The 23,420-nt window shown below is 64.8% G+C and carries 19 protein-coding genes and 2 pseudogenes; 4 read left to right on the top strand and 17 right to left on the bottom strand.

Annotated features, from left to right (window positions below):
• Nucleotides 1-559: 559 nt before the first annotated feature.
• Complete coding sequence (locus tag AC3IF1_RS18855) at nt 560-1,483, top strand: alpha/beta fold hydrolase (RefSeq protein WP_489218840.1); 924 nt, start codon at nt 560-562, stop codon at nt 1,481-1,483.
• 79 nt (nt 1,484-1,562) lie between these two features.
• Here AC3IF1_RS18855 and AC3IF1_RS18850 read toward each other — a convergent pair whose 3' ends face one another.
• The 11 genes from AC3IF1_RS18850 to AC3IF1_RS18800 all read right to left on the bottom strand — a co-directional run bounded on the left by AC3IF1_RS18850 (nt 1,563) and on the right by AC3IF1_RS18800 (nt 15,513).
• Complete coding sequence (locus tag AC3IF1_RS18850) at nt 1,563-2,174, bottom strand: hypothetical protein (RefSeq protein WP_489218839.1); 612 nt, start codon at nt 2,172-2,174, stop codon at nt 1,563-1,565.
• Between the two features lie 40 nt (nt 2,175-2,214).
• Nucleotides 2,215-3,594 carry an MFS transporter gene (locus AC3IF1_RS18845; RefSeq protein ID WP_489218838.1) on the bottom strand — a complete coding sequence of 460 codons (1,380 nt, stop codon included), beginning with the start codon at nt 3,592-3,594 and terminating at the stop codon, nt 2,215-2,217.
• A gap of 507 nt (nt 3,595-4,101) precedes the next feature.
• Nucleotides 4,102-5,784 (bottom strand): thiamine pyrophosphate-binding protein, encoded by a 1,683-nt coding sequence (locus AC3IF1_RS18840; RefSeq protein WP_489218837.1) that lies wholly within the window; start codon nt 5,782-5,784, stop codon nt 4,102-4,104.
• Between the two features lie 72 nt (nt 5,785-5,856).
• Entirely contained in the window at nt 5,857-6,294 is a 438-nt protein-coding gene (locus AC3IF1_RS18835; RefSeq protein ID WP_489218836.1) for a MaoC family dehydratase, read from the bottom strand.
• Between the two features lie 67 nt (nt 6,295-6,361).
• Nucleotides 6,362-7,567 (bottom strand): CaiB/BaiF CoA transferase family protein, encoded by a 1,206-nt coding sequence (locus AC3IF1_RS18830; RefSeq protein WP_489218835.1) that lies wholly within the window; start codon nt 7,565-7,567, stop codon nt 6,362-6,364.
• A gap of 66 nt (nt 7,568-7,633) precedes the next feature.
• Nucleotides 7,634-8,410 (bottom strand): enoyl-CoA hydratase/isomerase family protein, encoded by a 777-nt coding sequence (locus tag AC3IF1_RS18825; RefSeq protein ID WP_489218834.1) that lies wholly within the window; start codon nt 8,408-8,410, stop codon nt 7,634-7,636.
• 154 nt (nt 8,411-8,564) lie between these two features.
• Complete coding sequence (locus AC3IF1_RS18820; RefSeq protein ID WP_489218833.1) at nt 8,565-9,716, bottom strand: ABC transporter ATP-binding protein; 1,152 nt, start codon at nt 9,714-9,716, stop codon at nt 8,565-8,567.
• 21 nt (nt 9,717-9,737) lie between these two features.
• A complete protein-coding gene (locus tag AC3IF1_RS18815; protein ID WP_489218831.1) occupies nt 9,738-11,423 on the bottom strand; it encodes an ABC transporter permease in 1,686 nt (561 codons plus the stop codon).
• A gap of 30 nt (nt 11,424-11,453) precedes the next feature.
• Nucleotides 11,454-12,530, bottom strand: coding sequence for an ABC transporter substrate-binding protein (locus AC3IF1_RS18810; RefSeq protein ID WP_489218830.1), 1,077 nt, complete (start codon nt 12,528-12,530; stop codon nt 11,454-11,456).
• A gap of 73 nt (nt 12,531-12,603) precedes the next feature.
• Nucleotides 12,604-13,749: an acyl-CoA dehydrogenase family protein gene (locus tag AC3IF1_RS18805; RefSeq protein WP_489218829.1), complete on the bottom strand. Its 1,146-nt coding sequence runs from the start codon at nt 13,747-13,749 to the stop codon at nt 12,604-12,606.
• Nucleotides 13,750-13,869: 120 nt separating this feature from the next.
• Nucleotides 13,870-15,513 (bottom strand): FAD-binding protein, encoded by a 1,644-nt coding sequence (locus tag AC3IF1_RS18800; RefSeq protein ID WP_489218828.1) that lies wholly within the window; start codon nt 15,511-15,513, stop codon nt 13,870-13,872.
• A 107-nt stretch (nt 15,514-15,620) separates the two neighbouring features.
• On the opposite strand from AC3IF1_RS18800, the gene gcvA reads away from it, so the two are divergent.
• Nucleotides 15,621-16,538, top strand: coding sequence for a transcriptional regulator GcvA (gcvA, locus tag AC3IF1_RS18795; RefSeq protein WP_489218827.1), 918 nt, complete (start codon nt 15,621-15,623; stop codon nt 16,536-16,538).
• Nucleotides 16,539-16,725: 187 nt separating this feature from the next.
• Here gcvA and AC3IF1_RS18790 read toward each other — a convergent pair.
• Nucleotides 16,726-17,061, bottom strand: a pseudogene (locus AC3IF1_RS18790) (transposase); the annotation flags it as partial.
• Here AC3IF1_RS18790 and AC3IF1_RS18785 point away from each other — a divergent pair.
• Nucleotides 16,966-17,235: pseudogene (locus tag AC3IF1_RS18785) on the top strand (DNA polymerase ligase N-terminal domain-containing protein); the annotation flags it as partial. The pseudogenes AC3IF1_RS18790 and AC3IF1_RS18785 sit on opposite strands and share 96 nt — an antisense overlap.
• A 1,437-nt stretch (nt 17,236-18,672) precedes the next feature.
• Here AC3IF1_RS18785 and AC3IF1_RS18780 read toward each other — a convergent pair.
• The 3 genes from AC3IF1_RS18780 to AC3IF1_RS18770 form a co-directional block, all read right to left on the bottom strand.
• Complete coding sequence (locus tag AC3IF1_RS18780; RefSeq protein WP_489218826.1) at nt 18,673-18,921, bottom strand: hypothetical protein; 249 nt, start codon at nt 18,919-18,921, stop codon at nt 18,673-18,675.
• On the bottom strand, nt 18,918-19,055 hold the full coding sequence (locus AC3IF1_RS18775) for a DUF2958 domain-containing protein (RefSeq protein WP_489218825.1): 138 nt from the start codon (nt 19,053-19,055) through the stop codon (nt 18,918-18,920). Before AC3IF1_RS18775 ends, AC3IF1_RS18780 begins: the two co-directional genes overlap by 4 nt.
• A gap of 621 nt (nt 19,056-19,676) precedes the next feature.
• A complete protein-coding gene (locus AC3IF1_RS18770) occupies nt 19,677-20,045 on the bottom strand; it encodes an MFS transporter (RefSeq protein WP_489218824.1) in 369 nt (122 codons plus the stop codon).
• Between the two features lie 171 nt (nt 20,046-20,216).
• On the opposite strand from AC3IF1_RS18770, the gene AC3IF1_RS18765 reads away from it, so the two are divergent.
• Nucleotides 20,217-21,178, top strand: a protein-coding gene (locus tag AC3IF1_RS18765) for an IS630 family transposase (RefSeq protein WP_243969804.1) whose coding sequence is annotated in 2 segments (ribosomal slippage) — nt 20,217-20,568 and nt 20,568-21,178 — 963 coding nt in all. Because the reading frame shifts where the segments join, the coding sequence is not laid out codon by codon here.
• Here AC3IF1_RS18765 and AC3IF1_RS18760 read toward each other — a convergent pair.
• Nucleotides 21,148-22,383, bottom strand: coding sequence for an MFS transporter (locus AC3IF1_RS18760; RefSeq protein ID WP_489218823.1), 1,236 nt, complete (start codon nt 22,381-22,383; stop codon nt 21,148-21,150). The genes AC3IF1_RS18765 and AC3IF1_RS18760 overlap by 31 nt on opposite strands.
• Before the next feature lie 105 nt (nt 22,384-22,488).
• On the bottom strand, nt 22,489-23,412 hold the full coding sequence (locus tag AC3IF1_RS18755) for a LysR family transcriptional regulator (protein ID WP_489218822.1): 924 nt from the start codon (nt 23,410-23,412) through the stop codon (nt 22,489-22,491).
• Nucleotides 23,413-23,420 lie beyond the last annotated feature (8 nt).

Below are 23,420 nucleotides of genomic sequence, written 5' to 3'. Positions count from 1 at the left end.
CGTTGGCGACTTTGCTTTTTACGGGTAAAGTTCCTGACTTTGCGGGGATAGACTGGGACAGAAGGCAGTTCGCACGCAATAAAATGCTTAGATTACTCAATTAGCACGCAATCAATCAACTATGTTATTGCACCAGAGACGGGAGAATGCAGATCGAGATCGGGATAATGGCTGAATTTATTGGTCCGCGTGAGCAATCGCGACATTGCCGTGTCCGTAGTGTGCAATGTTCTAGAGGATGTCAGGAACGGCCCGGAGATGTACGGACCGCAAAAGGACATTCAGAACCGATAGGCTGGGCGGCGGGGCTCATCCCAGCCGCGTCCCAGCCGCGTCCCCGGGGCGGCCAGTGGCTCGCCATCGGTCGCTATCCTTCCAACTAACGAGTTGAAGGGGCAGACTTGGAGCTCAACAGAGGGAAAGCAGCTCGGCCGCGTCGCGAACAAGCTGGTTCTTAAAGGAGGTAATCGGATCCCGTCCGCGGGACCGGCGGGCGGTGCGGTGACATTCAGTCCGGCGGAAGCGATACTCTCCTGAAGAAATATGGGAGGCGTTTTTGATGCGGCTCAGGATGGCAGCTATATTGATCGGGTTGTTCTCAGGGCTTCCCGGTGCGGCTAACGCGCAGTGGGCGATCCCAGACGGTGTCAAAACCGCGGCGGTGCAGGGTTATCCGCTCGCCTACCAAGAGGCTGGATCCGGCGAGCCGGTCGTGCTGGTTCATGGGTCGCTCGGCGACTACCGGATCTGGTACGCTCAAGCCCCGGTGCTGTCGAAGCAATACCGCGTCCTATCCCTCAGCCTGCGCCACTACTATCCCGAACGCTGGGATGGTGTCGGTGAGGACTTCTCCATCTCGCAGCACGCGGCCGACGTGGCCGCACTGATCCAACACCTTAACCTTGGACCTGTCCACCTGCTCGGCCATTCACGGGGCGGAGCCGTGGTTCTGACGGTGGCCAAAGAGCACCCCGAGCTGATCAAGACCCTGATCCTGGAAGATGCCAGCGGCATGGAGGGGCTGCTCCCAGAGACGCCTGAGACCAAAGCCATGGCCGGCGAGGTGAAGGGTTTGGTGTCGACGCTACGAGCCAACCTTGCGGCCGGGGACAAGGAGAAGGCGGGTCAAGAGTTCACCGACGGGTTGAATGGGCCTGGCACCTGGGCCAAGCGCTCTGCCCTTCAGAAGGAGATCCTGCTCGACAATCTCGGCACCGGGGTCGACAGCGGCGAACGGGGAAACATCACCTGCTCCGACATCGCCAAGTTCAGCTTCCCCGTCCTGACGCTGACCGGCGAGCGCAGCCCGAAACGGTATCCGGAAGGATTTGCCGCAGCCCGAAAGTGCAATCCCACGATCCCGGCTGCGATCGTGATCCCGAACGCGGCCCATGCGATGAACCGGGACAACCCCGAAGCCTTCAACGCCACCGTGCTGGCGTTCTTGGCGCAGCACCAAGGGCATCTACCGGCGAGCCGCTGAGCCGGCCGCGTAGCTCGCGCACGACTTACTCGGCTGGTTCGCCTGCCACCGAGGGGAGCCGCCCTCATCCCCGACATGGTCACGGCACCTGCCTGTCCCGCCGTGCCGCGAGGATCGTCGCCGCGGCAGCCTGAAAGGCGAGCGCGGCATCGACCCCGTCCATGGCGTATTCCGGCCAGCGGACGGGAGCCATGCGGACGGCGAGCGTGACGCCGGCCAAGAACGTGGTCGCGATCGCGTCGTTGCGCGCGCTGAGCCAGGTTGCCTTGATCAGCGGATTGGTGTCGTGGCGGAACCGCGCCAGGCTGCCCGCGGTGAGGTAAGCGATCACCGTCGCACTTGCGGCGGAGAAGCCGAGCAGCCCGGGATCGATCGGCCGCGGATCCGCTACCTTGTCCCACAGGTCGTAGAGCGTTTGCAGGCCCCCGACTGTCAGGACGGCGGCGATGAGGTAGGCGGACAGTTGCTCAGCCCGTGCGCCGCGCCCGAACACAAACGCCGCCACGGCGTTCAGCAGGACCGTGTAGATCCAGTCGAGCGCATCCTTGAGGAACTGGGCCGAGCTGACGGAGAGGGCGTACGTGACCTGTGCGGCGGCGAAAATCGCGATGCCGATCGCGATCGCCCAAACCGTACGTTTGTAGGCGCGCCCGTGTTCGTCGAGCGTTCCACTCACGACGCCGTCGGTCATACGGATTCCATCCCCGAACCTTCCGACAGGCCAAGCGCGCTCAGGACGCCACGACGAGGCGCGTGAAGCTCGCCGCGCTCGCAAACCCAGCAAAGGCCGCCCCAAGCCCCATCGCCAGGGCTGGACCGTGCGCTTCCGCGATCGCGAAGCACGCCGCAACGAGGGCGGCGCCCAGGGTCTGACCGAGCAGCCGCGCCGTGGCGACGATACCGCTCGCCCCGCCTGATCGGTTAGCTGGTGCGCTCGTCATGATGGCGCGCAGGTTTGGGGCCTGGAAGAAACCGAACCCGGCCCCGCAGATCGCCATCCGCCAGATGATGTTCGGGACGCTGGGGTCCGCGGGCAGCAGCGCGAGCAGCCCCATGCCGAGCGCGAGGCCGGCGAGTCCGATCCCGCCGAGCAGGCCGGGGGCATAGCGATCCGAGAGGCGGCCGGCTACCGGCGCCATCAGCGCGACCACCACTGGCCAGGGCGTCATCAGGAAGCCGGTCTCGACCTGAGAGCGGCCGAGCGTGTGCTGGAACAGGAACGGCAGCGAGACGAAGGCGAGCCCCTGCGCTGCGAAGGAGCATACGGCGGTCAGAGCTGACAACGCGAACAGCGGGCGCTTTAGGAGATCAGCGGCCAGCATCGGCGCCGGGTGCCCGGCCTGGCGACGCAGGAGCAGGGTGAAGCAGGCGAGCGCCCCGCCGACTTCCAGGAGGATGCGCCAAAGCGGCCCCTCGTGTGCGGCCTCACCCAACCCGAGCACGAGGAGCGCGAACGCGGCGGCGTTGAGCAGCGCGCCGGCAACGTCGAAGTTGTGCCCGGAACGTCCGGTCTCCGGCAACGCGGTCCAGGCCAGGGCGAGGGCGCCGAGGCCGATCGGCACGTTGACGGCGAACAGCCACGGCCAGGGCGCGGCTAGCAGGATCAGCGACGCCACGGTCGGACCGACTGCGAAGCCAACGCCGACGACGAAGGCGTTGAGCCCGACGCCGCGACCTAGCTGATGTGCGGGATAGATGAAGCGGATCAGCGCGATGTTCACCGCCATCAGTGCGCTCGCCCCGATCCCCTGGAGCACGCGCGCAGCGACGAGTGTCGGCAGGGACCAGGCCAGGGCGCAGACGAGCGAGGCCCCGATGAACAGGATGAGACCGGCGACGTAGATCCGCCGCTGCCCAACTATCTCGCCCAGCGCCGCGATCGGCAGCAGCGTCGCCACGACCGCGAGTTGGTAGGCGTTCACGATCCAGACTGAGGCGCCAGGATCGACCCCGAGGTCAGCGGCGATGGTCGGCAGCGCCGTGTTGGCGATGGCGGTGTCGAGCGTGGCGAGTGCCACCCCGGTGAGGACAGCTACCATCGCTTGGCCGCGCTGGCCCGGCGGCAGCCCATCGCGAGCTATCGCGGTTGGCTTCAGGGTTGTGACAGACATTCGGAGGGAAGGTCTCGCGTTTCGAACCGACCTCGGACTGCGCCCTCTTCCTCAGCTTGGCAATCGTGCAGCATCATCACCCATGTGCGAGGCGGCGCCGCCATTGTCCCGCCGGGCGGAAGGTGTCGACCCGAAGGCATGGGGCACCCCAGCCGCGGTCTCGGCTTTGGCTTGGAGACCAGGCGGCCGGACTTTGGCGCTCGATACTCACTTGCGAGGTCTGAAGGGGGAGCGGAGGTTGGGTCGACGCTCAGAAGCGGACGTTCGGCTTTGCGCCCAACCTGGTCGTTCAAAGCGTGTAACCGTTATCCTGTAAGCGGACACGCCTAAAACGCCGTCAGCCCGTCGTATGAGGCGCACTTACGAAGTCAGAAGCCATAGGTCGGCGTCACCTGCTCTCTGACGCACAGCTTACAAGATCAAGGGTGTCGAAGGCACGCCCTATAATGCCGCCTCCGACTCTACCATCACCGGTGCGGAGCGAGAGGGAAAGTTGATGCTGAGAAACTAGCCCCGTGCCCGCGCAAGGGCGTCGTCTCGGATGGCGTCCAGCGTGCGGGTGGGCGTGAGCGCCTGCGGATCGACCAAGCAGTGCAGCATCGCCGGCAGGCCCGATGCCAGCGCCCGCTCGAAGGCGGAGGAGAACGCTTCGGTCCGCTCGACCCGCTCGCCATGGCCGCCGAAGGCGCGCGCCAGCGCCGCGAAATCCGGGTTGCGTAGGGACGTGGCCGAGACCCGGCCCGGATACTCGCGCTCTTGGTGCATGCGGATCGTGCCGTACATGCGATTGTCGAGCACGACCACGACGATGGCGATCCCGTACTGAACCGCGGTGGCGAACTCCTGCACGCACATCATCACGTCGCCGTCGCCCGCCAGCGCGACGACGATCCTGTCCGGTTGCGCGCGCTTGGCCAGCACCGCGGCGGGCAGGCCGTAGCCCATCGAGCCCGAGGTCGGGGCGAGCTGCGTGCCGAAGCCGCGGAAGCGGTAGTAACGGTGCACCCACGTGGCGAAGTTGCCCGCCCCGTTGCAGATCACCGCGTTCGCCGGCAGCCGCTCGCGCAGCCAGACCATCGCATCGCCGTACTGGAACGCGCCCGGCAGCATGGCCGGCCTCTCGGACCACGCGCGGTAGGAGGCGTGCGCCTCGGCCGCGCGCGCCGTCCCGGTGGGGGCCGCGGTCTCCAGCACGTCGAGGGCGGCGCAGAATGGTCCTGGCGCGGAGTGGATCGCCAGCGCCGGCTGGTAGACCCGGCCCAACTCGTCCGCATCGGGGTGGACGTGCACCAGCGGCACGCCGGGCTCCGGGATGCCGAGCAGCCCGTAGGATTGCGACGGCATCTCGGACAGCCGCCCGCCGATCAGGATGAGCAGGTCCGAGCCGCGCACGCGCTCCAGCAGAGCCGGGTTCGGGCCGATGCCGAGCTCGCCCGCGTAGTTCGGGTGGTCGGCGGAGAACAGCCCAGCCCGCCGGAACGAGTTCGCCACCGGTAGGTCGAAGCGGCTGGCGACCGCGGCGAGCCGGTCGCGGTCGGCCTCGCGCCAGCGCGAGCCGCCCACCAGCACCACGGGTGATTCCGCGCGGGCCAGCCTCGCGGCGAGGCGCTCCATGTCGGCCGGCGGGGGGGCGGGCTCGCTCGGCTCGATCCGGGGCGCGTCGGCCACCGTCACGACGTCGTCCAGCATGTCCTCGGGCAGCGCGACGACCACCGGGCCAGGCCGGCCCTGCATCGCGACGCGGAAGGCGCGGGCTACGATCTCGGGGATGCGTGCGGCGTCGTCGATCTCGACCGCCCACTTGGCGAGGTCGCCGAAGGTCTGGCGGTAGTCGACCTCCTGGAAGGCCTCGCGCCCGCGCATGCGGCGGGCGATCTGCCCGACGAACAGGATCATTGGCGTCGAGTCCTGCCGGGCGATGTGCACGCCCGCCGAGGCGTTGGTGGCGCCGGGCCCGCGGGTGACGAAGCAGATGCCCGGCCGCCCGGTGAGCTTGCCGGCGGCCTCCGCCATGATCGCGGCCCCGCCCTCCTGGCGGCAGACGAGGACGTCGACGGTCGCGTCGTACAGGGCGTCTAGGACGGCGAGGTAACTCTCCCCTGGCACACAGGTCAGCCGGTCGACGCCCTGGATGAGCAACTGGTCGACCAGGACCCGGGCACCCATGCGGGCCATGCCACAATCAGTCATGAAGGTATCCATTTCTGACCACTATTAAAGTTTTATTCTTTACGTCTTCGATATTTATTATCTTAAATCACATCAGTCTACATAAACACGTATGTTTGTGGCAGATGCGACGGTCTCGCCTCGTTGATTGAGGCACACGACCTCGGCCATGATGCGCCGCCGCGCTGGATCGATTGAAGAGATGGTGTAGCGCGTCTTAATCGTATCGCCGAAGCGTACAGGGCCGACGAACCGGACACGATCGTATCCGAGCGAGACGGTCCGACCGATCCGCACCTTGGCGGACGCGGCCGACATGAAACCCATCAGCAGGGTCCCGTGCGCGATGCGCTCTCCGTACCGGCCAGCCTTCATGTACTCGTGATCGATATGGTTCGGCGAAAAATCGCCGGTGATGCCCGCGTAGACATACACATCGGACTCGGACACCGTCTTGGTGAAGACGACGCTGGCGCCGATCTCCACGTCCTCAATGCGACCGCTCGTCGACTGAAAGTATTCCTGTTCCATCGCAGCACTTTCCCCCGTATTTCATCGCGCCGAGTTGTCGTAATCCGGCTTCGTGCTGGGCTCGGAGCTACACGATCTGTGCGGAACGGAGTTCCTCGATCCACTCGGAGGGATAGCCCAGCCACTCACTCAGGATCTCCGTGGTGTGCTCGCCGAGCTGCGGCGGCGCGGTCCAGCCGGCGGTGATGTCGAACTGCGAGTAGCGGGCGGCAGGGCCGAGCGTCGGCACGGTCCCGTAGTTCGGGTGATCGAGTTCGATACGCAGACCGCGGTGCTTGACCTGCGCAAGGTCGAAGACTTCGCGCATGTTGTTGACCCGCGCGCAGGGTACGCGGGCACGCTCGAGAGAAGCGATGATGTCGATGGTCGTGAACTTGAGCACCTCGGCGTCGAGGATCGCGTACAGTTCATCCCGGTTTGTGACGCGCACGGCCATCGTGCTGTACCGGGGGTCGGTGACGAGATCGTCTCGACCCAGGATCGCGCAGAACGCAGCATAGAAGTTTTGGAAGCCCGCGCCGATGACCGCCCAGCTGTCAGCCGTTCGGAACGCCTTGTACGGGACCTGCTGGGCGTGCTCTGAACCCCACTTAAGTGGCTCCGTCCCGGCGATCAGGTATTCCAGCGCCGCGTTGGCGAGGAATGCCACCTCGCTCTCGAGCAGGCTAGTCGTGACGTGCTGGCCGCGCCCAGTGGTCGCGCGCTGCAGCAGGGCGGCGATGATCGCAGTCTGGCAGTTCATCCCCGCCAACATGTCGAAAGCCGATGTGCCGAGCTTTATCGGCGCACCGGTGCTCTCGCCCGTTATGCTCATGTATCCGCCGAGCGCCTGGATTGTCAGATCGAACGCACCCTGCTCCGCGTCGGGGCCGTCGGGGCCGAAGCCCGAGATCGAGGCATAGACGAGGCGTGGGGCCTGCGCGCTGAGACTGGCGTAGTCGAGGCCGAGGCGCGTCATCACGCTCGGACGGAAGTTCTCGAGCACGACGTCGGCTTTGAGGCAGAGGTCGCGGGCGACCGCGCGGCCGGACTCCGCCTGCAGATCGAGCGTGATCGACCGCTTGTTCCTGTTCGTCGCGTACCACGTAATGCCGTTGTCCGCGAAGAAGGGTGGCCCCTGAGTGCGCAGTGGATCACCGGTCACCGGCAACTCCACCTTGACGACGTCCGCGCCCAGATCGCCGAGGAGTTGCGCGCAGTACGGTCCCGCGAAGAAGCGCGTGAAATCGACGATCCTGATGCCGGTGAGGGGCTTAGTGCTGGGCTGCGTCATGATCGATCCGTATCCGTGCGGCCGTCCGTCGTAGCGGGATCGGCAGGTGGTCCGTAGGCGCGGTCTTCAACGTCCGGTGAAGACCGCCCGGCGCTTCTCGAAGTGCGCTCGCATGCCCTCGGCGTAGTCCTGCGTCGCATCGAGCGGACGGCGCAGGGTTTGATCGAGCGCGGCCGCGTCGGGCAGCGACAGGGAGAGGCCGTCGTTGATCGACCGCTTGAGCGCCGCTAGCGCGAGGGGGCTCGTCGCCTCCATCTCGGCGATCCAAGCGAGCGCGGTGCCGCTCAGCCGCTCGCGCGGCACGACGCGCTGCACGATACCCAGCCGCTCCGCCTCCTGCGCATCGAAGTTACGCGCCGTGAAGAGGAGGTCCTTGGCGCGTGCAGCCCCGACGAGCCGCGTGAGCGTCACGGGACCGCCGCTGCCGGGATAGGCACCGAGTCGCATCTCCGGAAACCCGAAGCGCGCATCCTCAGCGGCGATGCGCAGGTCGCAGGCCAGCGCGAGTTCGAGCCCCCCCCCGAGGCACCAGCCGAAGACCGCCGCAACAACTGGTTTCGAGGACCGCCAGATCTCCTCGCCGAGGGCAAGCAGAGCCTGGCTTTGTGCCCCTTTACCCGCCTGTGAGAGCTTGGTGCGCTCCTTCAGATCGGTTCCGGCCGAGAACGCTCGGTCGCCCGCACCCGTGATGACGATGCCGCGGACGTCGCGGATGTTCTCGGCGGTGCGCACCGCCTCGCGCAGGGCGGCGACGAGCTCGTTGGAGAGGGCGTTGCGTACCTCGGGCCGATTCATCGTCAGGACGAGGGCGCTGCCATGCCGCTCGGCGTTGAGCACCGTCATACCGCCCCTCCCGTCGACCCTCGGCATGTCCAGTCCGGCATACCACGATACCCTCTGCAATCGTGTCCGCTCCCCGCAACGACGGACCATCCGATCTCACGTGCCCGGCGGCCACGACGGACGGACGCGCGGGCCCGTCCGGGGCATCGACGCGTCAAGTCTCGAGGAGCCGCACGCGATCGGCCGGGATGTGCATGCCGACGTCCTGGCCTTCCTCGAACAACTCATTGGGCAGCGCGTGCACGCGCAACGCCCCGCCCGGCCAGGCAAGCGTGTAGTCCACCGTGTCGCCCAGAAGGGCGCGGCGCGTCACCCGGGCCGGCCACCGGTTCGGTCCGGGTCGATGCTCGCGCGTGAGTTGCGGATACACCGCGTGCACCGCCGCGAGCCGCTCGTTGGAGAGCGCCGCGTCGGTCAGGGGCCTCTCGCAGGTGAGATCCGCCTCGCCGGCCCGGCACTGGAGTGAGCCATCCTCGTTCTGCGCCACCACGTGCACTGGCAGGATGTTGGCAGCGCCGATAAAGTCGGCCACGAAGCGCGTGCGTGGCCGATCATAGACGTCGAGGGGTGCTCCCTCCTGCTCAATGCGCCCCTCGCGCATCACGATGATGCGATCGGAGATTGCCATGGCCTCCTCCTGGTCGTGCGTCACGTAGATCGTCGTCACTGATGTCTTGCGCTGCAGTTCCTTGATCTCATCGCGCATCTGGACGCGCAGGACGGCGTCGAGGTTCGAGAGCGGCTCGTCCAGGAGGATGGCCTTTGGCTCGAACGCGTAGGCGCGGGCCAGCGCCACGCGCTGCTGCTGGCCGCCGCTCAGCGCGGTGGCCGGCCGATCGATCATTGCGTCCATCCCGACCATCGCGAGGGCGTGGCGCACGCGGCGGCGCAACTCCTCGCCCCGCACGCCCCTGAGCTTCAGACCGAACGCCACGTTCTTCATGACGCTCATGTGCGGCCAGATCGCGTAGGACTGGAACACCATTGAGAGCCGTCGCTTGTTGGGCGGGACGTTGATGCGCTGTGTGGACGAGAAGACCGTGCGCCCGTCGACGACGATCTCGCCTGCCTGCGGAGTCTCCAATCCGGCGATGCAGCGCAGCACCGTCGACTTCCCGCATCCCGACGGCCCGAGAAGTGACAGGTGTGAGCTTGTGGGGACGGCGAGAGATAGGTCGTGCACGACGGTCCGACCCTCGTAGCCGGCGACGAGGTTTCGGACCTCGATGAAGCTCGCGCCGCCGCGTCGCCCTTCCGCCGCTGTCCAGTGCGTCGAAGCGTCCACCACCACGTCTTCGTGTGCCATGTCTTCGGCCCTTCTCATCGGCTAACTCCGGGCGAGGGCGGCGGTCCCGCGCCCGACGAGCATCATCGTCAGCAGCACGATGCAACTCTGGACGAGGATCAGCGCGCTCACTTGCGGGAGCCCCCCGGATTCCCAGAAGTTGAGGACGGCCGGTCCGAGCACCTGGATGCCGCCCGACACGAGGAAGATCGATGCGCTGACCTCGCCGATTGAGACCATGAACAGCAACGCCCACGTGCTGATCATCCCCGGGCGCAGCAGCGGCAGCGTGATCGACCACAGTATGCGAACGCGGCCCGCGCCGAAGACCTGGGCGGCCTCGTCGAGTGCCTTGTCCACTTGCACGACGACGCCGCTCATCGCTCGATATCCGAGCGGTAAGAAGATAACGAGGTAGCCGAGCAGCAGCGCGAATAAAGTTCCGTAGATCTTGAATGGCAGGAGTAGGATCATCCATAGAAATCCGAACGCGAAGATCAGCCGCGGAAAGGCCTGCGGCAACATAATCACCTGCTCGAGGATGCGCCCGACGCGGTTGTTGGCGCGGTGGACGATGATGGCGAGCATCGTGGATAGGAATACGCCGATCGTCCCAGTGGCGACACCAAGAATGATGCTATTGACGATCGCCTGACGTGTCGTCGGTAGGTCGAGGATAACGTACGCGTAGTTGGCGAGCGTCCAGTTGGACGGATCGAAGCGCAGGTCGGAACTGGTCTGCAAAGAGGCGATCAGCAGAGTGCCGAGGGGGAGGACCAGCGACAGGAACACGTAGAGGCAGACGATGCCGGTTAGTAGAGGCGTCCATCCCCGCACGTCGATCGGCTGCGGCCGGTAGGTCTTGCCCGTGACGACGACGTATGACCGGCCGCGTAGGACTCGGGCGTAGAGCCAGACCGAGAGGGCCGTGAAGGCGATGAGCAGCAGCCCCAGGGCGCTCGCCAACGGCAGGTTGGGCGGATAGCCCTGGAACAGGACGTAGATCGCGGTCGTCACCACGTAGAAGCGCGATTTGGCACCTAGGATCGCGGGGATCGCGAACGCCGCCATGGTGGCTGAGAACACGAAGACCGCAGCGCTTAGGATAGCTGGCATCATCAGGGGCAAGCTGATGCTGAGTGCCGTGCGCCAGTGGTTCGCCCCGATCACAGACGCGCATTCCTCCAGGGCTGGGTTCATCCGATCCATCGCGGCACCGACCATCAGGAAGACGACGGGCGCCTCGACGAGAGCCAGCACGAACATGATCCCGCCGAGCGACGTGATATCGATGAGCGGTCCCGACATGCCCGTGAGGCTCACGTAGGCTTTGTTGATCAGGCCACCGTCCGGCGCGGCGAGCTCGACCCAGGCCAAGGCACCGACGAGGGGTCCGAGCGGGTAGGGGATCGTGATCAGGATTCGAAAGAGCCCGGCCGCCGGCAGCCGGGTCCGGTTCACGATCCAGGCGAGCGTCACGCCGATCGCCACGCACAGCACCGTGGCACAGGCCGACATCGCTAGCGAATGCCAGATCCAGTCGAGGTGCTCGAAGATCTCGAGGATGGGCCCGAACCCGTATTCCGTGACCGGCAGCGCTTCGGGATCGCCGACGTTGAAAGCGTTCGTTACGATCAGCGCGCTCGGCACGCCGAGTAGGCTAGCCAGCACGAGAAGCGGGACTGCGATGTCGAGGGACAGTCCGGGGCGTGCGACGGGCGCCGTCACGACGGGGTGAGCCAGAGCGGACATGCGCATTCACATCCCCGTGACGCTGTTCCAGAGCTTCACGAACTCGGCGTGCCGCGCAGGCGACGCATAGTCCTTGAAGTCTGTCGGCAGCAGGATCTTGACTCCCTCGAGCGTCGGCACGTCGGGGATCGTGACGTCCCTGCGGGTCGAGGACGAGCCTTGGATGCGGTTCCAGGTCGTCTGACCCTCTCGGGACAGAAAGTAGTCGATGAAGACTTTCGAAGCGTTCGGCCGCTGAGTCGCAACGATGATGCCGACTACCTCACTCTGGGCCGGCGAACCCTCCGGGGGATAGACGATCTCGATGGTTTGACCTAGCCGCTTGGCCTTCACGTACTGGTAGTTGCTGACCTTGCCTCCGATTTTGAGATTGCCGTTCTGAATATCCGAGAGGATCTGCGTGGAAGAGGCGTACGCCCGGGGTTTGATTTGAGCGAGTTTTGTCCAGTAATCCTTCGGCAGGACATCCTTAAGCAGATACCACCACGTGTACTGAGTGCCAGCCGACGAGTTCTGAAAGCCGACCTGTTGCGACCAACGCGGATCGAGGAGGTCCATCCACGTCTTCGGCGCGATGGCCGGATCGACGTACCGGGGATCGTACAAAATCGATCCGACGTTGATGAAGTACGTCGTCCAGTAACCGACCGGATCGCTCCTGAGATTGGGTGCGTAAGCGTCCATCTCCGGCGAGACGTAGGCAAGTAATTGCTTGCGCTGCCGTAGCACATCCATGAGTCCGGGATCGGAGCACATGTACGCATCGACCTCGCTGGCACCAGTGCGCAGTTCAGCCTGAAGCTTCGGCATCGCCGAGCCCGGGAGCGCGCGCTGCTGGAGCGCTTGAATGCCAGACTTTTCAGTGAACGCGCGCAGGAAATTGACGACGTCGTTCTCCTGGTCGCTGTGCATCACCACGAGTGTGCCCTCCTTCCTGGCCTGAGCCAGATCGGGGGGGGCGTCGGCCGCTTCTGCCGGCGCACTCGCGACGAACGGTGCCGCGAGTCCGGCCGCCGCGAGCCCTGCAAGCAGACCTCGCCTGTCAGGATTGAACGCGGCTGGTCGCCGCACGCTGAAGCGCATCGAACCTATCCTCCCTGCTCGTCTAAGGTGCTGGCCCGGGTCATTCATCGCCCAAGCCTACACACCCGGCGGATCAAACGAATGCATTCAAGCCGGTCAGGGCCCGTCCGATGATCAGCCGATTGATCTGCGTGGTGCCGTCTGGGATGGTCAGCATCCGCGCGTTCCGGAAATGCCGTTCTAGTGGGAATTCCTTGGTGAGGCCGAAGGCGCCATGAACCTGGATGGCGTCGGAGGTGATCCGCTGCGCCGCCTCGGTCGCGAAGACCTTCGCCATCGCGGCCTCGGTGTCGCACCGCCGTCCTGCGGCCATCAGCGCCAGCGCGCGGTAAACGAGGAGGCGGGCCGCGTCGAGGTCCGTCGCCATCTTCGCTAGCATGTCCTGGACGAGCTGGAAGCCGCCGATCTTCCGGCCGAACTGCTCGCGCTCGCCCGCGTAGCCGAGGCTGGCATCCAGCGCTGCGCGCGCGATGCCGAGCGCCAGCGTGGACACGAAGCAGCGCGAGCGCTCGAAGCCCTTCATGGTCTCGGCGAGACCGCCCCCGATCCGACCGAGCACGTAGTCTTCGCTAACGACGGTATCCTCGAGGACGACCTGGCCCATCGACCACCCGTTGAGGCCGAGCTTGGGGATCTCGCGGGTGGTGAAGACGTGCTCCCTGCGGTCGAGCAGAAACAGGGTCAGCTCGTCCTCGCTGGTCCGCGCTAGCAGGAGCACGAGATCGGCGACCGTCGCGTTCGACGTCCAGATCTTCTCGCCGCTGATCCGGAAGTGGCGGCCGTCGCGGACCGCCTTGGTCCGCACGCCGCGCGCGTTCGATCCGCAGCCCGGCTCGCTGATTGCCGAGCAGCCGATGAGCGTTCCCGCCGTCAGCCCCGGCAGGTAGCGCGCCTTTAACGTGGGTGACCCGACCTGTTGCAACTTCAGCGACGCGCCCTCGGTGACCCACGCGAGCCCCGCCACGTCCGGGGACCAACGCGCCAACTCCTCAAAGAGCAGGCCGCTCGAGACGAAGTCGAGGCCCGCCCCGCCCTCGTCCTCGGACACCCATCCGTTGCCGACGCCGAACCGCGTGGTCAGAGCGAGCAGCTCGCGCGCGACCTCGTTCGAGTACGCCGCATCGTGATTGCGCCGCGCGAGGGGGGCTAGGTCGCGCTCTAGGAAACGCCGCCACGCGTCGAGGCCCAAACGCTGCTCTTCACTCAGCTCAAAATCCATCGGGTTGACCTCCCGGGTGCCGGGGATTGCAGAACTTTACGTCGAACATGCTGAAGTCGCGATCTTAAGAGAAAGTAGAGTTCAAACGATTGCATGGCCTCGTCACACGGAACGCCTCTCTCAGTGGAGCGGAATGTACTCGACCTCGGGCACGAGATGCGGCCCAGCGCGAAAGCCGATGTGGCGCAGCCAGACTGCGTCGTTCTGCTCGGGATGATCGGTCCGCTGATGGGCCCCGCGGCTTTCGGTGCGCAGCAGAGCGGCCTCGACGATGGTCTGGGCGGTCTGGACCATGTCGCGCGCCTCGATGGCCCGGACGGCAGCGGTGAGATCTGGTATCGCGAGGGGCCCCTCGATATCGCGCGCGAGCCCGCGCAGGGCCGTGAGGCCGGCCGCGAGGGTCGCCTCCCGGCGCCAGATCGCGGCGGCGGACGAGACCGACCGGCACACCGCGGCTTTCGCCTCGACGGGATCAATGTCGCCACGCTGTCCGCTCAACGCGCGAAGCTGTTCGATCGCCCCGCGCAGGGCCAGCGCGCGGCTCGACCGCTCAGCGGGCAGGAGACCCGCCGCCGCGCCGCGCCCGGCGACGGCGCCGAGGACGATGGTGTCGGAGCAGCCGTTGCCGGCGATGCGGCTCGCCCCGTGCAATCCGCCGACCGCCTCGCCGCCCGCGTAGAGGCCCGGCACCCCGCACGACCCGGTCTCGTCGATGAAGATCCCACCCATCTGGCTGTGGGCCGCGGGGCGGACCCGCGGACCCTGCTCGCGCGGGTCAAGGCCGGCGGCGCGTAGGCGGCGGCAATGCGAGACGTAGCTCTCGAGCTGCGCCGGCGGCACTGGGCGGGTGTCGAACAGAACCGTGCCGTCCGGGAAGCCGCGGCCGGCGTCGATTTCGGTCTGGATGCACAGCGACATGCGCGCCTTCTCGATGTGGCGCTCGCCGTGCTCGGGGTTGTACCTGAACATGAACCGGTCGCCCTGCGCGTTCAGCAGGTGCGCGCCCGCCCCCAGCATCGCGGTCGGCATCTCCATGCCCGCACACCCGACGGGATGCACCGTGACGACCGGCTCGAACTGGACGAACTCCATATCAATCAACCGTGCGCCCGCCTGCAAGGCCAGGCCGTAGGCGCCCGCCGAAACGTCCGCTGGATAGGTGCTGTCGTCGAACAGACGACCTATGCCGCCCGCGGCCAGGACCACGGCCCGCGCGTGCACGGCCGTCAGATTCTGCTTCTGTGGATGCCACAGCAGTGCGCCTGTCACGGTCGCCCCGTGCCGGAGCAGCGTCAGCGCCTTCCATCCCGAAAGCGTCCGGATTCCGTCGCGCTGTACCTGACGGGCCAGCGCATCGATGATCGCTCGGCCGGTACCCTCGGCGACATACACCGAGCGGGGGACTCGATTCCCCGAGAGGTGCCGCAGTTGCACGCGATCCCCATCGCGCGCGAAGGACACACCGAGTTCGCAGAGCTCGCGAAACCCGCTCGTCGCCTCCTCGGCGACGAGACTCACCAAGCGGCGATCGTTCAGTCCGTACCCACCCCTGACCATATCCTCGGCGTAGATGGCCGGCGTATCGCCCGCATCGGGATCGAGCGGCACGTTGCAGCCGATCACGTAGGGGGACGCGCCCCGGGCTGGGTAGGCGATCGTGACCGCGGCACCCTGTTTGTGCGCGGCCAGCGCGGCCCGATGGCCGGCCATTCCGCCACCGAGGACGAGGACGTCTGTCTCGATCTGATCGATGTCCTCGTCCATCAACGTGGCGCCCCCCTCCGCGCGGTTCCCGCGTCGTCCGTTTCAGCCTGAAGCAGCTACCGATGGAGGGCAAACGATACTATCTTATGTGCTCATGACTTTTGCTCATGGCTACGGTGGGGATGACCTGGACACTGCCCTCTCTCTCCGCGTTGCGCGTGTTCGAAGCCGCGGGACGCCACATGAGTTTCACGCGCGCCGCGATGGAGCTCCACATCACCCAGAGCGCGGTGAGCCGGCAGATCCGCACGCTCGAAGATCACCTCGGCGTGCATCTGTTCGAGCGTTCCGTGCGCGGTATCGCGCTCACGCTCGCCGGCGAAGCCTACCTCAGGGACATCCGCGGTTCCCTAAACCGCATCCAAGAGGCGACGCTCAAGCTGCTGACGGAGCCGATGGGCGGCATGCTGAATGTCGCCACGCCCCCAGCTTTCGGGATGAGATGGCTGATCCCGCGGCTCGACCGCTTCCGCCGTGCCAATTCCGACATCCTCATCACGCTCGTGACACGGAGCAGCATCTTCGATTTCGCTCAAGAGAGGCTAGATGCGGCGATCCATTACGGACACAACGACTGGCCTGGTGTGACATCCGAGCCTTTGGTCGGCTCTCAAGTTGTGCTCATCGCGGCTCCACGGTACCTGTATAGTATCGGCGGAATTGATGACCCTTCTGATCTGGCGCGTGCTACCCTGCTTCAGCACATTCGCAAGCCTGATAGTTGGCGCCTCTTGCTGGAGGCGATCACCGCGCAGCATGTAAATGCTTGGGCTGGTCCGCGCTTCGAACACTTCTACATGATCATTCAGGCGGCCATCGCCGGCCTCGGGATTGGCCTAGTTCCTCGTGTAATAGCAGCGGACGATATCGAAGCCGGTCAACTCGTTGTTCCATTCGAGACCGAATATGTTAGTGATCAGAACTATTGCCTCGTTTACCCAGATAGCAAAGCTAACGACGTGCGGTTGAACCGTTTCCGAAGCTGGCTTGCTGAGGAGGCTCAAAATTATAATCTATGTATTTGATTTTATGTGACAAATCGACAGACGAAGGCATTCTCTCGGTAATATGTGATGGCCGATTTCTACTGTCACGAGGCGGATACCACCTCCAATGTCGTTCTGACGTCCGCGGTAATGTGCGTCCTGTCAATTGGTGGCTACTTCGTTGTAGCTGCAAGACTAAGCTGCATCTTATACTTATCCTCATTTATCAGGACCCATGTGCCCATTGGCGAAGTCCGATGGATATGATGCGCCAGAGCTGGGCGATGAGCTTTTTCCAGGCATCGCAGCAGGGATCGAGGATGTCGGCGTGGGATTTGAAGATCTGGTTGCCGAGCCAGTTGTCGCGCAGGAACTGCCAGAGGTTCTCGACCGGGTTGAGTTCGGGTGACCGAGCCGGAAGGGGCAACAGGGTGATGTTGTCCGGGACGGCGCGTTTCTTGGTGGTGTGCCAGCCGGCCTGGTCGAGCAGGAGCACGGCGTGGGCACCGGGAGCAACGGTCGTGGCGATCTCTTCGAGGTGGTGGGCCATCGCCTCGGTGGACCGAGCCTGGTGGCCGCCGACAAGCGTCTGGCCGTCGAGACGGAGGACCATCCGCTCGATTACCTGCGCTGGGAGGGTGCGATCCCGAAGGGCCAGTACGGCGGCGGTACCATGATCGTCTGGGACACCGGACAGTGGGAACCGGTCGGGGACCTCGCGGCCGGATTGGCGAAAGGTCACGTCGAGTTCGTCCTCCACGGTCAGCGGCTCAAGGGCCGCTGGCATCTCGTGAGGATGAAAGGCCGCGGCAGCGAGAAGAAGGAGCCGTGGCTGCTGCTGAAGGCCGAGGACGAGCATGCGCGCGTGAAGGGCGTCGCAGACATTCTCACGGAACACGACACCTCGGTCCTCTCGGGCCGCACCAACCGTGACCTCGCGTCAGGCGGACCAGTCAGGGCCGATCACGAAGCTCGTGCACAGGTCGCGGCCACTCGAGCCGCCTCACGCCGAGAGTTGCCCTCGATAAACACGAACTGCCGAACGGCCGCGTAAACTTCCACGGCGAACATCCCCGGCTCCTCTCGAAAGGGAAGCCTCTCCACTGGCCGGCTTTTACGCCGCCCGCATCAGCACGACGCCGACGCTCCAGTGGATGGTTTTGTCACCGCCCTACACAGCGGTCGAAGCGCTTGCCGCGCCGCGGCGGTGTCAGGCGCGCCACGGCGTTCCACAGTTCCGCATCCGGTCGCTTGCGACTTTCGACGACGGCAAATGCCCCCGGGGGTTCGGCGATGATCGAGAGGATGAAAGGGCCGTTCGGGGCGGTCGTGAGGGAGGTGGGACGCTGGGGCAATGTTATGCACTCCGAACCCCGCCGCCCACCGAATGGCGGGGTTTCTGCGGGGCGCGGTGATATAGCTGGCGGCGACCTCGAGGCTGCAGGCTGAAGAGGGGCTAAGGTTGAAGCGTTGGGGCGCCGCCGGTGCGGCGGGGTCTGCACCAGCACTTTGCCTCGGTCTCAGCTGACATCGAGGCAGCGCAGCCCGGACCGAGACCGTGTACGCAGAAGCCCTGATTGTGGATCGAGCGCGTCTGCACAGGAACGCGGGCCGATCAGATCAGATCAAATGAGGCCGGTCCGGCGTGCCTACAAGAGATGGGGGCGGACATGAAGTCTCGCACGCGCGAGCGGGGCGTCTGCATAGCGGGACGGGCTGCATCTCGATCGCGACGGAGGATTGCTGCCACGCTGCGCCTGCGGTCCGCGTCAATCGCCGCGAGGCGACCCGCAGCGTCACCGAGGGCGCGGTCGCCGGGATTAGCTCGGATGAGCTGCAGCGGTGGAAGCTCGGCTATAGTGGCGGCGCGGGCGTAGGTGCGCAGGTCGAGTTGTATCGGTGTAGGTAGACTGTTCAGCGACATAACAGGGTTGACGGACACGGACGGGTCGCGGTCGACGGACCTTTTGTGGATCGCGTGGCATCCGCGACGAACACATCCACACACCGGCTTACCGGGGACACATCAACTACTGCCTATACTGTAAATATGCCGAAAAGCAGCCGGACGACAGCCGCCGGAATAACCAATCGTAGCAACAGGTAGAGCGTTTCAAGCGCGGCCATCAGATCGCTCACGGCCGCGCTTTCAACCGAACAAGTCTGCTGGGCGTCAGATCACGCCGAGGCGGCACAGCCAGGAGGGGTGCCCGTGCTCGCAGGTGCCGTCCGGCTCGACGCGGCAGCCGTCGCTCGCCTCGGCGCAGGCGTCGACGATGAAGCCTGCGAGTATGATGAAGGGTGGCTCCGGTACCGTCGGCTCGGGCCAGTGCAGACCAGTGACGGGGTCGTGGGTCAGGTGCGGTACCGCTTCATCTTCGGGGTCGAGACCAGGTGCTGGTACGAAATGCGGATGCGTCATGCCGTAATCCTTCCCGCAGTTCGGGCCGCTCTGGCGTAGGCCGACAGTAGCTGACCGGCTACGAAGTGCCGATCGCGTTCGACCGTTAGTCGCTGACAGCCGCGTAGGCGTGCGAGTTCGTCGAGGTCATCCATACCCAATGCCGGCGCCAGCTTACTGGACGCCACCGGTGCTGGGCCCTTCCGCTCATACGCGTCAACTGATCCGCGCTCAGTTGAAGCGTGTTGCGGCACGCCGGTCAGAGCTCGGTCTGTATGATTAGTTGTCACGCCAGAACCGGGCGGGGTAATATGTCGAGATCCCGCCCGGGCGCTATCTGCGTAGCGACGCGCTGAAGTGCTGGCAGTGCTGCGTGCCTTACTGGCAGAAGCCAATCGGTTCTGAACTGTACATGACATACCAGCCGTCGGTCTGCATCCTGTTTGAAGTGCAGAGGCCGCTGCTCAGCTGACGAATTCAGGGAAAGATCTCAATACATTGCGTGCCGCTTTCCGGTCGCCGTGTGACTGTGGGGCGTCCGATGGTCAGCTCCCCATTCCGCCGGTCCGAAACCGCTCCACGAACATTGCGAAACGTAGCTGTCGTATCAGTAATCGTACGAGTCGGCCTGCTCGAACCTAACGTGCTTGAGATAGCTCTTCCGGCGGATGTGGCTTTGAACGCCACACCATGGTCGAGTCATGGTCCCCGGATAGAGGCATGTCGATCTTCAGCGGTTAAAACTGCCATGGACGCATAAGCAGAAGCTGTACAATTTAGTCTTTAGCAAATATATTAATACTGTGCGTCTCTCGGATGAAGATGGCGCCGATCAAGCACGAGATGGCAGCTACCGCAACCGGGTACCAAAGGCCCGCGAAAGCGTCACCGGTTTCTGCGACGACAGCGAAGCAAATTGCTGGGAGAAAGCCGCCGAAGTAGCCGTTACCGATATGGTAGGGGAATGACATGGCAGAGTATCTGATCCGCGTTGGGAACATCTCCACGAGGGCCGCCGAAATCGGTCCAAGCGTCATGGCGCCATAAGCCATCAGTATTGTAAGCAACAGGATGATTATCGGCTTATTGATCGCGGCAGGATCGGCGTGAGCGGGGTAGCCAACATCGGCGAGTGCCGTCTGCAACCGGGCGGCAAACGCTTGCTCCAGCCGCTTCGCCTCGACTGGTGGCTGGTCGGCGAGCGCAGGAACTTCGACAGTGGCTGCTCCGACTTTGACGTTCGCAGAGTTAGAGCTGTTCCCGGAGGCGTTGCGACGGAGCCGGGGTTGCCGCGTTGACCGGTTAAGGAGGCGGCAATGCCATCACCTTTATCAGTCGATCTGCGCGAGCGCGTTGTAGCGGCCGTGACCGAGGGCGCGTCTTTCCATCGAGCGGCGGCCCGGTTTGATGTGAGCGTGTCGAGTGCAAGCCGATGGTCGGCCCGGTTCGCGCAGGAAGGTCACGTCGCGCCCAACCCCACGCACAGCGGCGACCGCCTCTCGGGCATCGAAGCGCAGGCCGATCTGATCCTGTCCACCTACGAGGCCCGGCCCGAGATCTTCCTGCGCGAGTTGCGCGATGTCCTGGCCGCGCGGGGCGTGACGACCAGCACGAGCGGGCTGTCGCGCTTCTTCGCCCGCCACGGCATCAGCCGTAAAAAGGGGCTGTCTACGCGGCTGAGCAGGAGCGCGCGGATGTGAAAGCCGAGCGCCAAGCCTGGTTCGATGCCATGCCCGATCTCGACCCCGACACGCTGGTCTTCCTCGACGAGACCGCGGCCGCCACCAACATGGCCCGCCGCTACGGACGCGCCCCCCGCGGCGAGCGCTGCCGGCTGCTCGTGCCGCAGGGGCATTACAAGACCACGACCGTCACCGCGGCGCTGCGCACCACCGGCCTGTGCGCGCTCAGCCTCATGGATGGCGCCACGAACGGCCAGCGCTTCCGCAGTTACGTCGCCGACAACCTCGTCCCGGTGCTGCAAGCCGGCGACACCGTGATCCTCGACAACCTGCAGGCCCACAAGGTCGCTGGCGTGCGCGAGGCGATCGAGGCGGTGGGTGCCCGGGTCCTCTACCTTCCGCCCTACAGTCCCGACTTCAATCCCATCGAGCAGATCTTCGCCAAGCTGAAGCAGATGCTCAGGACTGCTGCCGCCCGCACCGTGCCCGACCTCTGGGCAACCATCCGCGAAGCCTTCACCGGCTTTACCTCAGACGAGTGCCGCAACTGCCTCACAGCTGCCGGTTACGAAAATGACTTGGCCGTCGCTACATAGGCGGGAACAGCTCTAGAGGGAACGCTCATGAGAGTGTAGTTCGCTGCGCTCGCGGCCAGGACCTTCCGCGCGATGTCACAAGGGCTCGTGAAGCGTGCCGTACCGATGGGATTGAACTGCAGGGAGCAGGCGGCCGCATTCGTGACTAGGATGATGGATGTTCCTTGGCGCGCTGTGGCAAGGGCCGGATTGGCAAACACCATCAGCCCGTTGAAGATCGGGAAGATGGTCAGTGCCGCCAAGAACAAGCCTCCCAGGATGACCGGCTTGCGTCCGATCCGGTCAGAGAGGCGTCCGAACAACACGTACATCGGTATGCTGATCACCAGCGCGGAACCGACAAGCAGGTTGGTGGTGGCCGGATCGACCTTGAGTGTCTGAGTCAAGAAGAACAGCGAATAGAATAGCGCCGTAAACCACACCACCGCTTGGCCGGCGAGTAGACCGAACAACCCTTGCAGCACGAGCCTGACGTTACTCCATTGTCCGAAAGCTTCACGCAGGGGGGCTGGAGAGGTGCGGCCGGCTCCTTTCACCCGCTCGAACGCGGGCGACTCGGACATCGAGCGGCGGATGTAGACCGAGATGACCAGAAGCAGGGCTGAGAACAGGAACGGGATCCGCCAGCCCCACCAATCGAACCCTGTTCCGGAGATCTGCCGAGCGGTCGTCACGACAATGAGAGAAAGAAGCAGGCCGATGGTGGAGGTCGTCTGGACCCACGCCGTGTAGGAACCCCGCCTGTCCTGAGGTGCATGCTCGGCAACGTACGCGGCCGCGGCACCGTATTCCCCGCCGATCGCAAATCCCTGGACCATGCGTAGCAGGATGAGGAGCGCCGGGGCCAAAACGCCGATCTGTCCGAAGGTCGGCAGGGCGCCGATAAGCACCGTCGCTCCGCCCATTAAAACCACGGTGAGCATGAAAGTGCGCTTACGTCCCTTCTGATCACCCATGCGTCCGAACACCAGCGCCCCGATCGGCCGAACGATGAAGCCCGCCGCAAACGTCAAAAGCGCGAAGATGAAACCGGTGTTGGCGTCGAGGCCGGTGAAGAAGTTGCTGGCGATAGTCGCCGCGAGTGCGGCAAATACGAAGAAATCGTACCATTCTAGGGCCGCGCCGACACAGGCGGCGAGCACGACCTGGCGCTCGGCGTGACCAATGGGGGCGGTAGCATCGCTAGCCAAGCTGTCGGCCGTCATACCGTCCTCCCTTTTCCTCCGGCTACTCTTGCGGTGGCCGGTTCCCGGAAAACTAGGAGGCTAAGGGGGGAGGTCCGGGCCCCCTAATCGTTTAATGGTATGTTGTCATTGACCGGCTGAATAAGCGCTCGGCGCTGCCGCCGCCGCTCTCAGTCGCTGTTTCAGCCAGCGTATCGCGTCATTGCCTTCATTTCGGCGGTGCCAGTAGATCGTCCAATCGAAGGGAGTAGATGGAAGCGGCAGGTCGCGTATTGTCAGCGCACCTCCCGTAATCGCGAGTGCGAATAGCCGCGGCATGACGGAAATCAGGTTTGAACGCTCGAGTACGTAGGGCACGAGCATCCAGTGCGGCAGATTAAGTACAACGTTGCGTGTTTTGCCGAGCCGCGACAGCACGTCGTCGGCGAAGCGGAGGTCGGTCGGCGACATCGACACCTTGAGATGCTTTGCGGCGAGAAACGTGTCGGGCGTCAATTCGACGAGTGCCGCTGGGTGCTCGGTGCGCATCACGCACACCATGCGGTCCTCCATCAGCGGTTCGGACTGGATCGAGGCCGCATGCTCAAGTCCCATACTAACTGCGAGATCGATCTCTTCGCGTTCCAGTGCGTCCGTGGTTCGCTGCGGCGACAGGTGAACGACGTCGAAGCGGATCGCCGAGGAACTCCCGGCGAGATCCTCAATGAGCGCAGGCAGCAGCAGTCGGCCGAGAAGGTCTGACAGACGGATCACAAAACGACGGTCTGACGAGATTGGGTTGAAGCGCGTGTCACCTTCCAACACGCGCTCGATAGAGCGTAGTACCTGCCGCACAGGCTCGGCAAGTTCACGCGCCCGCGGTGTAGCCTGCATGCCCTGCGGCGTGCGCACTAGCAGTTCATCCTTGAAAACGTGCCGCAGACGCGACAGCGCGTTGCTCATCGCTGGCTGGCTGAGACCGACCTTCTCAGCGGCACGTGTGACGTGAACTTCGCTGAGCAGAGCGTCGAGCGCCACCAGCAGGTTGAGGTCAACCGACCGTATGTTCATGCCCTCCA

The sequence above is a fragment of the Methylobacterium sp. E-012 genome, assembly GCF_057836545.1.
The sequence above is the reverse complement of the archived record's forward strand: the minus strand, read 5'-3'. Positions and strand labels throughout refer to the sequence as shown.